At 72.5% G+C, this 12,124-nt stretch carries 11 protein-coding genes and 1 tRNA gene; 5 read left to right on the forward strand and 7 right to left on the reverse strand.

The annotated features are described in order from the left end of the window. Window positions 1-43 precede the first annotated feature (43 nt). The 3 genes from BLV05_RS04170 to BLV05_RS04180 form a co-directional block, all read right to left on the reverse strand. A tRNA-Ser gene (locus tag BLV05_RS04170) sits at window positions 44-133 on the reverse strand. Between the two features lie 57 nt (window positions 134-190). Then, window positions 191-1,651, reverse strand: a complete 1,461-nt coding sequence (locus BLV05_RS04175; protein WP_046771971.1) for an ATP-binding protein — start codon at window positions 1,649-1,651, stop codon at window positions 191-193. A gap of 33 nt (window positions 1,652-1,684) precedes the next feature. Beyond that, window positions 1,685-2,155, reverse strand: coding sequence for a nucleoside deaminase (locus BLV05_RS04180; RefSeq protein WP_231948733.1), 471 nt, complete (start codon window positions 2,153-2,155; stop codon window positions 1,685-1,687). A gap of 155 nt (window positions 2,156-2,310) precedes the next feature. Here BLV05_RS04180 and BLV05_RS04185 point away from each other — a divergent pair, with 155 nt between their 5' ends. Next, window positions 2,311-3,582, forward strand: a complete 1,272-nt coding sequence (locus tag BLV05_RS04185; RefSeq protein ID WP_082155711.1) for a Glu/Leu/Phe/Val family dehydrogenase — start codon at window positions 2,311-2,313, stop codon at window positions 3,580-3,582. A 6-nt stretch (window positions 3,583-3,588) separates the two neighbouring features. Here BLV05_RS04185 and BLV05_RS04190 read toward each other — a convergent pair whose 3' ends face one another. Further along, window positions 3,589-4,062, reverse strand: a complete 474-nt coding sequence (locus BLV05_RS04190; protein WP_152691032.1) for a tRNA adenosine deaminase-associated protein — start codon at window positions 4,060-4,062, stop codon at window positions 3,589-3,591. Window positions 4,063-4,404: 342 nt separating this feature from the next. On the opposite strand from BLV05_RS04190, the gene upp reads away from it, so the two are divergent. Then, a complete protein-coding gene (gene upp, locus BLV05_RS04200) occupies window positions 4,405-5,046 on the forward strand; it encodes a uracil phosphoribosyltransferase (protein WP_046771966.1) in 642 nt (213 codons plus the stop codon). Here the strand turns inward: upp and BLV05_RS04205 are convergent. Genes BLV05_RS04205 through BLV05_RS04215 form a run of 3 tightly spaced genes read right to left on the reverse strand, consistent with a single transcriptional unit; the run spans window position 5,043 to window position 7,842 of the window. Beyond that, window positions 5,043-6,413 carry an NAD(P)(+) transhydrogenase (Re/Si-specific) subunit beta gene (locus BLV05_RS04205; RefSeq protein ID WP_046771965.1) on the reverse strand — a complete coding sequence of 457 codons (1,371 nt, stop codon included), beginning with the start codon at window positions 6,411-6,413 and terminating at the stop codon, window positions 5,043-5,045. The two genes, upp and BLV05_RS04205, sit on opposite strands and share 4 nt — an antisense overlap. After that, window positions 6,410-6,721, reverse strand: coding sequence for an NAD(P) transhydrogenase subunit alpha (locus tag BLV05_RS04210; protein WP_046771964.1), 312 nt, complete (start codon window positions 6,719-6,721; stop codon window positions 6,410-6,412). The genes BLV05_RS04205 and BLV05_RS04210 overlap by 4 nt, the downstream gene beginning before the upstream one ends. Then, window positions 6,718-7,842 (reverse strand): NAD(P) transhydrogenase subunit alpha, encoded by a 1,125-nt coding sequence (locus BLV05_RS04215; RefSeq protein WP_046771963.1) that lies wholly within the window; start codon window positions 7,840-7,842, stop codon window positions 6,718-6,720. The genes BLV05_RS04210 and BLV05_RS04215 overlap by 4 nt, the downstream gene beginning before the upstream one ends. A 153-nt stretch (window positions 7,843-7,995) precedes the next feature. Between BLV05_RS04215 and BLV05_RS04220 the strand changes: the two genes are divergently transcribed. The 3 genes from BLV05_RS04220 (at window position 7,996) to BLV05_RS04230 (ending at window position 12,123) form a co-directional block, all read left to right on the forward strand. Beyond that, entirely contained in the window at window positions 7,996-8,178 is a 183-nt protein-coding gene (locus tag BLV05_RS04220; protein ID WP_046771962.1) for a hypothetical protein, read from the forward strand. A gap of 79 nt (window positions 8,179-8,257) precedes the next feature. After that, window positions 8,258-9,448, forward strand: a complete 1,191-nt coding sequence (locus tag BLV05_RS04225) for a glycoside hydrolase family 16 protein (RefSeq protein WP_046771961.1) — start codon at window positions 8,258-8,260, stop codon at window positions 9,446-9,448. A 32-nt stretch (window positions 9,449-9,480) separates the two neighbouring features. Then, a complete protein-coding gene (locus BLV05_RS04230) occupies window positions 9,481-12,123 on the forward strand; it encodes a golvesin C-terminal-like domain-containing protein (RefSeq protein ID WP_046771960.1) in 2,643 nt (880 codons plus the stop codon). Window position 12,124: the final 1 nt, after the last annotated feature.

Consider the following 12,124-nt stretch of genomic DNA (forward strand, 5'->3'; position numbering starts at 1 on the left):
GCGACAGAGCCCGCCCCGGACTCCGGGGCGGGCTCTGACACGCTGGCGGTAGCGGTGGGATTTGAACCCACGGTGGAGTTGCCCCCACACACGCTTTCGAGGCGTGCTCCTTAGGCCGCTCGGACACGCTACCGCCGTTGAGGGTACCGGAGCCCCGGGTGCACTAGGAAATCCAGCGGCCGGGTTCGGGTCACGACCGGCCGCCGCCCCACGCGCCGAGCAGGTCGTCGGCACGCAGGACGAGGTCCATCCCGGCGTCGTCGGCCGCTCCGGCCGGGCACACGGCGAGGAGCGCGGCGTCGGCGGCGCCCGGGACGACCTGCTGGGCGCGGCGCAGGGCGGCGGCGTCATCGGCGCTCAACGGCGTGGTCGTGCACCACTTGACCGACCCGACCGCCCGGACCTGCCGGCCGTGCGCCGCGACGACGTCGACCTCCGTCGAGTTGTCCCGGTTCCACCAGCCGCCGACGGCGTCGACGTCGCTCAGCGGGCCGAGGTCGGGAGCCAGTCGCAGCACGGCCTCGCGGACGACCGGCTCGACCGCCTTGCCGCGCCACGCCTGCCAGCCGCGACCGAACGCGTCGACCGCGAGATCGCCGCGGCCACGAGCGATGTTCGCCAGTTGCGGTCCGACGAACCGGAACCAGAAGCGCAGGTACGAGTCGGCCACCCGGTAGCGGCGCAGCCGGCTGTTCGGCGCCGCGCCGATCGGCAGGTCGGCCGCGACCACGCCGCCGACGCCCGCCAGCACCTTCAGGCCCCTGGTGACCGCGGTCTGCACAGTCGTGGTGTCGCCGTCCATGGTGTGGGTGACCCGCGAGAACGAGACCGGGCCGACCTCCGCGCTGCCGATGGCGGAGAGGATGCGGCGGGCCTGCGAGTCGGGCGGGAACTCGGCGTCGAGGGTCAGCTGCGCCATCACGGCGAGGTCGGACGTCTCGTCGCGCAACTGCTCGCGGACGAAGTCCTCCGCTGTGCCGGACGCGGCCAGGCGGCCGAGCAGCCGTGGAGAGCCGCCGGTGACGAGGTGTGCGTCGAACGCGGCGACGGCGGTGGAACCCGGGCCGAGCAGTTCGGCGCACTCGGACGGATCGAACGGCCGGACGACGACGATGCCGGCACGGCCGAACAGCGGACGGTCGTGCTCGGTCAGCCGCTCCATCATGGCGACGTCGGACCCCACGACGACGAGCAGGACCGGCAGGTTCTCGAGCGTACGGTCCCAGGCGTTCTGCAGCGTGCCTTCCAGCGTCGGGTCGGCCTCGACGGCCCAGGGGAACTCGTCGACGACCACGACGGCCGGTGACCGCTCCAGCGAGAGCCGCAACCGGCCGAAGAACTCGTCCCACGATGCCGGCGGCGACGCGAACACCACGGACGCCTCCGGCAGCGGCGTGGTCGCCGCGAGCGCGTCGCGCGTCAGACCGGCGAGGTGCGCGTGCGCGGACGCGTTCTTGACCGCGGTCGTGTAGAGGTACGGCCGGTTCCGGGTCTCGACGAAGTGCGTCAGCAGCCGCGACTTGCCGACCTGCCGGCGACCGCGAACGTCGAGCATGCGACCACGACCCGTCGCCGTCACCTGCGCCAGTTCGTGGTCCAGCCGCGCCAGCAGCGTGCGGCGGCCGTGAAACCGTCCGCCGTTAGCATTCATCTAGGTATGATACATCGATGTATGTTGGTGACCCTACCGCTGGGCGGCGAAGAAGTCGCGGACAAGGGCGCCACACTCGTCGGCGAGCAGGCCCGAGAGCACCTCGGGCCGGTGGTTGAGCCGCCGGTCGCGGACGAGGTCCCAGTGCGAGCCGACGGCGCCGGCCTTGGGGTCGGCCGCGCCGTACACGAGGCGCTCGACGCGGGCCAGGACCAGCGCGCCGGCGCACATCGAGCACGGCTCCATCGTGACGACCAGCGTGCAGCCCTCCAGGCGCCACGTGCCGAGCTCGGCGGCGGCCGCGCGCAACGCCAGCACCTCAGCATGCCCCGTCGGGTCGGCGTCGGCCTCGCGGCGGTTGTGGTCGCGGCCGAGCACGTCGCCGGCCGCGTCGAGGACGACGGCGCCGATCGGCACGTCGCCGGTCACCGGCGCCAGCCCGGCCTCGGCCAGCGCGAGGCGCATCGACGGCTCGTAGCGTCGGGCTGCGGGTCCCGCGGACATGCCTCGACCCTACGGGTCCGGCGGATGAGACGTGCGCCACCACTCGGCGCCGGAGATTCTCAGCGTCGCCACAGCAACATCACGAAATTCTTTGACGAGAACAGCATGCCAATGCGAAACTTAGAAGAACGAGCGTTCGCTTTACGGGAGACTCCATGACCCTCACCTCCCTTTCGATGATCGACCGCGGCCTGACCCCTGACATCGCCGTCGACGGTTCGGTGGACCGGGCGGCCGAGCTGCTCGAGCTGCGTCCGGGCGTGAACGAGCTGCTCAAGCTGCACGACCGCGAACTCGGCGTCCAGCTGCCGCTGCGCCGCGACGACGGCAGCATCGCGGTCGTGCAGGGGTACCGCGTGCAGCACAACGGCGCCCGCGGGCCGTACCTCGGCGGGCTCCGCTTCCATCCGCGGGCCGACCTGCGCCAGACCAGGGCGCTCGCGTCGCTGACGACGTGGCGTTCGGCGCTGCACGGGCTGCCCTTCGGCGGCGCCCAGGGCAGCCTGCAGCTCGACCCGTCGGACTTCTCGACGACGGAGCTCGAGGCGCTCACCCGGCGCTACGCGCTCGCCGTCAGCCATGTCATGGGCCCGCGGCTCGACATCGCCGCGCCCGACCTCAACACCGACGCGCGGGTGATGGCGTGGTTCCTCGACGCCTACGCGAGCCGGCACGGGTACGCGCCGGGCGTGGTCGCGGGCAAGCCGCTCAGCCTCGGCGGCGTGCCCAGCGGCGAGGCGGGGGCCGGACGCGGGCTGGTGTACGTGCTCGAGGCGGCGGCCCGGCGCTGGGGAATCGACCTCGGCGGGCAGCGGGTCGCGATCCAGGGCTTCGGCCACGTCGGCTCGTGGGTGGCGCGCGAGCTGTACGTGCGCGGCGTGCGGGTGGTCGCGGTCGGCGACGCCGGCGGCGCGGTGCTGAACGAGCGCGGCCTCGACGTCCCCGAACTGCTGCGGGCGACCGCCGCCGGGTACTCCGTCGCCGACTCCGGGACACCGTCGCAGCGCATCGCGCCGGAGGAGCTGCTGACGCTCGAGACCGACGTGCTGATCCCGGCGGCGACGGGCGAGGTGCTGACGGCGTTCAACGTCGACGGCGTGCGCGCGAGCATCGTGGTCGAGGGCGCCGCGCACCCCGTCACACCTGAAGCCGACGCCGTTCTCGACGCGCGCGGCGTGCGGGTCATCCCCGACCTGCTGGCCGGCGGCGGGGCGGCCATCGCCGCGTTCGCGGAGTGGGCCCAGGGCGTCGCGGGGGTGCCGTGGGACGAGCAGCGCCTGGCGACGGAGCTGCGCGGCCGCATCGAGCGGACGTTCGCCGAGGTCGCGGAGTTCAGCGAGGAGCACGGCTGCAGCTACCGCCAGGCGGCCTACGCACTCGCCGTCGAGCGGGTCGCGGGGGCCATGGAGCTGCGCGGCGGGTTCTAAGGCGGGTCAGGGCAAGACGTCGTCGAGCTGCGGGCCGAAGCCGGCGCGCGCGGCGATCTGCATGAGCATCTCGTCGGGGTAGCTGTCGAGGTCGTCGCAGATGGCGGCCAGGGCCATCGGATCGACCCCGAGATCGGCGAAGATCGTGAGGTCCCCGGCCGGCTGCACGGCGTCGTCATCGTCCGGCAAGGGCAGCCCGAGGCGTTCGACGACGTCGCGAGCCATCGGCCAGTCGGTGGCGGCCGTGACGTCGGACAGCAGCAGCCGCAGGTCGCCGCCGATCAGCCGGACGGCGTAGAAGAAGTCCTCGTCGACGGAGACGAAGGCCAGCGACCCGCTCTCGCCCGGCCGCTGGCGCAGCAGGTCGACGAGCTTGCCGAGGTCGTGCCCTAACTCGCGTGGCGCGATCTCGAGCAGCCAGCGTCCGTCCTCGCGGTAGGCCACGACCACGAAGTCGACGACGCCCTCACCGTCGGACACCACCGCACCTCTCGAGGACGGAGCGGCCCTACATGCTCTGCCGAAGCCGCCGGCTCAGGCCCACGGTGCGGCCGTGCCAGGGGGTGGAGCGAGCGAGCAACGCCCGGGCCTCGGCGAGTTCGCGGAGGAAGACTGCCCGCTGACGTAGGCGTGCGGCGTCGGCGACAAGCTCACCGCCGGGGGTGGGGGGATCGTCTGTACCCGAGCCGACAGGCTCGGCGATGGCGCCCTCGGGCATCTGGCCTCCGTTCTTCAGACGCAACCCCTGCACACTCTCGGGGACGCTAGCACCAGCAGACCCAACTGGTCGAGAGCGTGACCGGATTCAGATAAGTTCCTCGCATGCGTCTGCTGGCCGTCGACCACCCTCTCGTCGCGCACAAGCTCACCGTGCTGCGCAACGTCAAGACCGACTCGCCCACGTTCCGGCGGCTGGCCGACGAGTTGGTGACCCTGCTGGCCTACGAGGCCACCCGCGACGCCCGCGTGGCCGCCGTCGAGATCCAGACCCCGGTCGCGCCGACCACCGGCGTGAAGCTCAGCTCGCCGAAGCCGCTGATCGTCCCGATCCTGCGCGCCGGCCTCGGCATGCTCGACGGCATGGCCCGGCTGGTGCCGACGGCCGAGGTCGGCTTCCTCGGCATGATCCGCGACGAGGACACCCTCCAGGCGACCACGTACGCCACCCGGCTGCCCGACGACCTCACCGGTCGGCAGTGCTACGTCCTCGACCCGATGCTGGCCACCGGCGGCACCCTGGCCGCGGCCATCCGGTTCCTGGTCGACCGCGGCGCCGACGACATCACCGCCGTCTGCCTGCTCGCCTCACCCGAGGGCGTCGAGTACCTCGAGCGCGAGACCAGCGAGCTGGGCGTGCCGGTCACCGTCGTCACGGCAGCCGTCGACGAGCGGCTGAACGAGAAGGGCTACATCGTGCCCGGCCTGGGCGACGCCGGCGACCGCCTCTACGGCGTGGTCGACTAGAGCGACTTCAGCGCCGTCACGAGCGCCGTCAGTGACGCCTTCGCGTCGCCGAACAGCAGCGTCGTCTTCGGGTCGAAGAGCAGCTCGTTCTCGATGCCGGCGAACCCGGGCCGCATCGAACGCTTGAGGAAGACGATGGCACCGGCGTGGTCGGCGTCGAGGATCGGCATGCCGTAGATCGGCGACCCCGGCGACGTCCGCGCGGCCGGGTTGACGACGTCGTTGGCGCCGACGATCAGGGCGACGTCGGCCGTGCGCAGCTGGCCGTTGGCGGTGTCCATCTCCAGCAGCTGCTCGTACGGCACGTTCGCCTCGGCGAGCAGCACGTTCATGTGCCCGGGCATGCGACCGGCCACCGGGTGGATCGCGTAGCCGACCTCGACGCCGCGCTTCTCCAGCAGGTCGACCAGCTCGCGGATGGTGTGCTGCGCCTGCGCGACCGCCAGCCCGTACCCCGGCACGACGATGACCCGCCGCGCGTACGCGAGCATGATCGCGACGTCGTCGGCGCCGGCCGAGCGGACCGGGCGGTCCGACACCGTGCCGCCGCCCGCGGTCGAGCCGCCCTTGAAGGCGCCGAACAGGATCGACGACACCGAGCGGCCCATCGCCCGGGCCATCGCCCGGGTGAGGATCGTGCCGCTCGCGCCGACCAGCGTGCCGGCGACCAGCAGCAGCGCGTTCTCCAGCACGTACCCGCCCGCGGCCACGGCCAGGCCGGTGAACGCGTTGAGCAGCGAGATGACGATCGGCACGTCGGCGCCGCCGACCGGGAGCACCAGCAGCACGCCGGCCAGCAGCCCGACCAGCGCCAGGACGATCGCCAGCGTCACGCTGCCGGTCGCGGCCATCCAGACGCCGAGGCCGAGCGACGCCACCAGCACGCCGCCGAACACGAACGGGCCGCCGGGGAAGGTGATCGGGCGGCCGGTCATCAGCTCCTGCAGCTTGAGGAACGTGATGACGGACCCGGAGAACGAGACGGCGCCGATCAGGATCGTGAACGCCGACGCCAGGACGGCGCCGTCGGACAGCAGATCGGAGTGGCGCAGCTCCAGCAGCGCGACCAGCGAGGCAGCGCCGCCGCCGACGCCGTTGAACAGCGCGACGAGCTGCGGCATCGCGGTCATCGCCACGCGCCGGGCGCCCCACGCGCCGCCGACCGCACCGACCGCGACGGCCAGCAGGATCCAGCCGAGGTTGTCGATGTCGTAGGCGATGAACGTGACGACGACGGCGAGCAGCGCGCCGAACGCGCCGACCAGGTTGCCGCGCCGGGCGTTCTTCGGCGACGAGAGGCCCTTGAGGGCGAGGATGAAGCAGACGGCGGCGACGACGTAGCAGACCTGGGCCCAGACGGGGATCACGCGCCGCCCTCCTCGTCGGGAACCTGACGCGGTTTCCCGCCGAACATCTCCAGCATCCGGTCGGTGACGACGAACCCGCCGACCAGGTTCAGGGTCGCCAGCACGACGGCGATCAGCGCGACCACCAGCACGCCGGCCTCGTCCGCCGTCCCGGCCACGATGACGGCGCCGACGAGGATGACGCCGTGGATCGCGTTGGCGCCGGACATCAGGGGCGTGTGCAGCGTGGACGAGACCTTCGACACGACCTCGAACCCCACGAACACCGCCAGCACGAACACCGTCAGCAGCGCGACGCCCTCGGTCACTCGGCCTCCAGCAGCTCGCGGGTCGGGGTGTGCCGGACGACGCCGTCGTGGGTGACGGCGGCGCCGTCGACGATCTCGTCGGCGAAGTCTGGCGTGACCTTGCCGTCGGCCGTCATCAGCAGGACGAGGTTCACGATGTTGGCGGCGAGCAGCCGGCTCGCGTGCACGGGCAGCTGGCTGGGCACGTTGAGCCCGCCCCACAGCAAGGCGCCGCCGACGACGATCTCCGCGCCGGCGACGCTGCCCTCGACGTTGCCGCCGGACTCCGCCGCGAGGTCGACGACGACGCTGCCGGGCCGCATCGCCTCGACCGCGGGCCGCTCCACCAGCAGCGGCGCGGACCGGCCCGGCACGGCCGCCGTCGTGATCAGCACGTCGGACGCGGACACGTGCGGCGCCAGCAGGTCGCGCTGCAGCTGGGCGCGCTCCTCGGTCATCTCCCGGGCATAGCCGCCGGCGCCCTCGAGGCTCGGCAGGTCCAGCTCGACGAACTTCGCGCCGAGGCTGCGGACCTCGTCGGCCGACGCCGCGCGGACGTCGTAGGCCTGCACCCGGGCGCCGAGCCGGCGCGCCGTCGCGATGGCCTGTAGCCCGGCCACGCCGGCGCCGAGGACCAGCACCTCGGCCGGCGGGATCGTCCCGGCGGCGGTCATCGAGAGCGGGAAGAACCGGGGCAGCTTCTCCGCCGCGACCAGCACCGCGCGGTACCCGCCGACCAGCGCCTGCGACGTGAGCGCGTCCATCGACTGCGCCCGCGAGATGCGCGGCACCAGCTCCAGCGAGAACGCCGTCACGCCGGCGTCGCGGGCGGCGCGGACGACGTCCAGCTCCTGCGTCGCGGGCAGCAGCGAGACGGTGACGGCGCCGCCGCGCAGCGCCGCGAGCCGGTCCGGCGGCAGCGGCTGCACAGAGAGCACGACGTCGGCGCCGGCGAGCACGTCGCCGCTTGCGATGGTCGCGCCGGCCGCCTCGTACGCCTCGTCGGGATGCAGCGCGCCCCGACCGGCCCCGGATTCGACGGCGACCTCGAGGCCGGCACTGGTCAGTCGGCCGACAAGGTCAGGGACAAGCGCCACCCGGCGTTCGTGGTCACGGGTCTCGGCAACGACGACGACCTTCATCGCCCGCAGACGTTACCCGCCGACTACGGGTGATCGACAGGGGCTCGCCACGTGTTGGTCGGTCCCGTAGGGGAAGAGCCCTCCCGTGGATGGAGACGAAACACGGTTCACCGGGGACAATGGAAGTGCAACATCCCCGAGAAAGGACACGCCATGGGCAAGAACACCACCTGGATCGTCGGAGGAGCGGCCGCGGTGATCCTCGCGCTCTGGCTGCTGCCCTGGTGGCTCTTCCTGATCGTCGTGATCGGCGTCCCGGTCGCCGGTTACCTCATGCTCGACCCGTCCCAGCGGCGCAAGCTTCGCAACCGCCGCAACCGGCAGATCGGCCAGTAGCTCAGCCGTAGATGGCTGATTCACATTGTAGACACCGGACCCGCATGGTCTTAGGCTCCTCGGTGACGAGGAGGTCGCCATGCGGGTCCGTGCGTTCATCACTCTGGTTCTGGCCGGGTCGCTGCCGCCGATCATCGGAGGCCTGCCCGCGCTGGCCGAGGCCGAGGTCCTCGCGGCACCACCGGACTACGCACTGAGCTGGGCCGACGAGTTCAACACGACCTCCGTCGACACCACCCGCTGGAGCTTCCGCACGAACACGCCCTGGAACGCCTGGAGCACGCAGCGGCCCGAGAACGTCACCGTCGGCGGCGGCGCGATGACCGTGCATCTGTGTCCCGTCGGCCGGTCCGGCCCGGGCTGCACGCAGACCTTCGCCACGACGCTCTACACCGGCGGCGGGCTGATCAGCAAGGATCGGCCTCGCTACGGCTACTACGAGGTCCGGGCGCGCACCAATGTGGGCAGCGGCTGGCACACCGCGTTCTGGTCGGCGCGACAGGGCGGCACCGGGCCGCGCACCGAGATCGACGGCTTCGAGATCGACTCGCACGTCCCGGACCAGATCCGCCACAACGTCATCGCCTGGGACCACGGCGGCACGCTCACCAGCAAGATCTATGGCGTCGGCTTCGACAGCTCGGCGGACTGGCACGTCTACGGCTACGAGTGGACCGAGGACTCCCTCCGGTTCTACGTCGACGGCACGCTGAAATGGAGCACGCCGTACGCAGCGGGCACCTATGCGCACGACTTCCCCAACGTCTGGCTCACCGCGATCGCCATCGACCTCAACGACAGCCCCGGCGTCGACGACAGCGCGCTGCCCGGCCGCGTGCAGTTCGACTACGTCCGCTTCTACGAACGCGACGCCTACGGCGACAACAACACGCCCACCGGCGGGTACGCCGAGTCCGGCACCGGCTGGGCCGACTCGTCCCTGCCCGCGTTCGGGCGGTTGACCAACCGCTTCACCTGCGACCCGGGCACCTCTGCGCACTGGACGGTCCGGCCGCCCGCCACCGGCACGTACCGCGCCTACTTCTACCGGGTCGGCGGCACCGGCGGGCAGGCCGACGCCCCTGTGACCGTGGCCGACGGCGGCACCACGCTCGCGACCGCCCCGGTGAACTTCAGCACCACGGGGAACGCCTGGGTGCCCGTCGGCGGCACGTTGTCGCTGACCGAGGACCGCCCGTACACCGTCCGCGTCGCCCGGACCGGCGCCGGCTGCATCCGCGCCGACGCCGTCAAGTTCGTCCGCCAGTGATCCCCGCCCCCGCTCGTCCAGGAGGTCATCACGTGATCGTCCCCGCCCGGCGTACCCGCGTCCGGTCCACGCTCGCATTGACGGTCGTCGCCGGCCTGAGCGCGGCGACGCTGTCGGTCGCACCCGCGGTCGAGCCCGCCGCCGCCGAGCCCGTCGCGGAGCCGGCCGCCGCCGAGCCCGTGTCGCCGTTGCCCGGCTATGAGTTGGCCTGGGCCGACGAGTTCGACGGCACCGAGCCCGACGGCACCGGGCTGGCCACCGACGACTGGTACTACCGCGAGAGCGAGAAGGCGGTCTGCTCCAACTCGCCGGACAACGTGACGGTCGCGGACGGCCTGCTGCACATCGCGCTGAAGCGCGAGGACCGCAACGGCATGGAGTACACCTGCGGCGGCGTGATCAGCAAGGAGTGGTTCGGCTACGGCTACTACGAGACCCGCGCGCAGCTCTGGGGCGACCAGGGCTTCCACTCGGCGATGTGGACGACCGGACTGTCGGACGCCATGCCGGACACCCCGGAGTACAAGGGGCCGAACAACCGCATCAACGAGATCGACGGGTTCGAGATCGACTCGCACGCGCCGGACAAGGTCCAGCACCACTCGCACTGGTTCGTGCCCGCGCACATCGGCAACCAGGGCGGCGTCTACACCGGGCCGGACAGCTCCGACGGCTACCACACGTACGGCTTCGAGTGGCTGCCGAACGAGATCCGCTGGTACGTCGACGGCGTGCTCGCACGGGTGCAGCCGTACTCGGGCCCGCACGGGCTGCAGAGCATCTGGCTGACGACGCTGGGCTACACCGCGCCGGTCGACGAGACGAACCTGCCGGGCGTTACCACCTGGGACTACTTCCGCTACTACGCGCCTGCCGACGACGGGAACGGCACCACGCCGGGCAGCGTCGTCGTCGACAACGGCGAGGCCGGCTACGCGGAGTCGGGCGGCTGGGAGAACACCGGCGAGGCGTTCGGGTTCCAGGACCGCGAGACCCGCCGCTCGACCGGCGCGGACTCGACGGCCACCTGGACGCCGGCGCTCGACGACGCCGGCGAGTACGAGGTGTACGTCTGGAACCCCAGCTTCCTCGCCACCGGGCACACGGCCGCGCGGTACACCGTCATGCATGCGGGCGGCAGCACCGACGTCGTCGTCGACCAGAAGACCGCCGGCCAGCGCTGGGTGAGCCTCGGCTCGTACGACCTGACGCCGGGCGCGGGCCACGGCGTGCGGCTGGCCGGCGACCCGTCCGGTGCGGGCACGCTGCGCGCCGACGCCGCCAGGTTCACCCCGGCGATCGTGGTGGACGACGCCGGCTCCGGCTACTCCGAGGCGGGGACGTGGGCCGGGTCGTCGGCGGTGACCGGCTGGGGCGGCAGCGGCACCCGCTACGCCAGCGGGTCGAGCTCGACCGCGCGCTGGACCCCCGACCTGCCCTCGGGCGGCGCGTACGACGTCTACGCGTGGACCCCCGCCGACGCGCTGAACACCGACGGCGCCCGGTTCACCGTCGCGCACGCCGGCGGCAGCACGGTCGTGCCGTCGGACGGCGTCGAGGACCGGTGGACGCACCTGGGCCGGTACTCCTTCGAGGCCGGCGCCGGCTACGTCGAGCTGGGCAAGGACTTCGGCGTCACCGGCTTCATGCGCGCCGACGCGGTGAAGTTCGTCCCAGCGCCGACGGGGCCCGACGCGGCGCCGCCGCAGGCACCGACCGGGGTTCACGGGACCGTCGACGCGACCCCGGCCACGGGCGACGCCGTGCTCACCTGGCAGTGGCGCCCGTCCGGCCAGACGGACGTCGCCGGCTACCACGTCTACCTCGACGGGCAGCGCGTGAGCTGGCAGCCGGTGGTGCGTCCGTCGTTCCGCATGCGGGAGATGCGGGCCGGCCAGCGCCACCAGATCACGGTGACCGCCGTCGACAGCGCCGGGCGCGAGTCGGCGCCGTCCCGCCCGGCACCGGTCCGCGTCCCGGTCGACACCCAGGCGCCCGCCGCGCCCACCGGGCTGACCGGTGAGGCGGCGAACGGACGCGCCATCCTGTACTGGTCGCAGAACACCGAGGTCGACCTGCTCGGCTACAACGTCTACGCCGACGGCGCGCTGGTGAACCCGAAGGGACCGGTCGGGCACATCGCCGACCCGGGCTTCACCCGGCTGGGCTTCCCGGTCGAGGAGCTGGCCAACGGCGAGGCGGTGCGGCTGGAGATCCGCGCGGTCGACCTGTCCGGCCACGAGTCGCCGCCGGCCGCCGTCTCCGTCACCCCGCTCCCGATGAGCCTCGTCGGCGTCACCGACCCTCAGTACAGCGAGCAGGGGACGTGGACCGGATCGAGCGTGCCGGGCTGGCTGCGCTCCAGCACCCGGACCAGCAACGTCACGACGGCGACGGCCACCTGGCGGCCGGACCTGCCCGCGGCCGGCGGCTACGACGTCTACGCCTGGGTGCCCAACCACGCCAACAGCACGACGGCCGCCCGGTACACCGTCACCCACGCCGGCGGTCAGGACACCGTCGACGTCGACCAGACCACCGGCGGCAACCAGTGGATCCTGCTCGGCCGGTACGACTTCGCCGCCGGGACGGACGGCGACGTCACCGTCTCCAATGCCGCCGGCGGCGGCATGTACCTGCGCACCAGCGCCGTGAAGTTCGTCCCGGCCGGCTGAC

Source organism: Jiangella alkaliphila (assembly GCF_900105925.1).
GTDB lineage: Bacteria > Actinomycetota > Actinomycetes > Jiangellales > Jiangellaceae > Jiangella > Jiangella alkaliphila.

Bases quoted from the DNA above. Each gene is read 5' to 3' on its own strand.
- BLV05_RS04175 (WP_046771971.1), bottom strand. From the start codon at position 1,651: ATGAATGCTAACGGCGGACGGTTTCACGGCCGCCGCACGCTGCTGGCG.
- BLV05_RS04180 (WP_231948733.1), bottom strand. From the start codon at position 2,155: ATGTCCGCGGGACCCGCAGCCCGACGCTACGAGCCGTCGATGCGCCTC.
- BLV05_RS04185 (WP_082155711.1), top strand. From the start codon at position 2,311: ATGACCCTCACCTCCCTTTCGATGATCGACCGCGGCCTGACCCCTGAC.
- upp (WP_046771966.1), top strand. From the start codon at position 4,405: ATGCGTCTGCTGGCCGTCGACCACCCTCTCGTCGCGCACAAGCTCACC.
- BLV05_RS04215 (WP_046771963.1), bottom strand. From the start codon at position 7,842: ATGAAGGTCGTCGTCGTTGCCGAGACCCGTGACCACGAACGCCGGGTG.
- BLV05_RS04220 (WP_046771962.1), top strand. From the start codon at position 7,996: ATGGGCAAGAACACCACCTGGATCGTCGGAGGAGCGGCCGCGGTGATC.
- BLV05_RS04225 (WP_046771961.1), top strand. From the start codon at position 8,258: ATGCGGGTCCGTGCGTTCATCACTCTGGTTCTGGCCGGGTCGCTGCCG.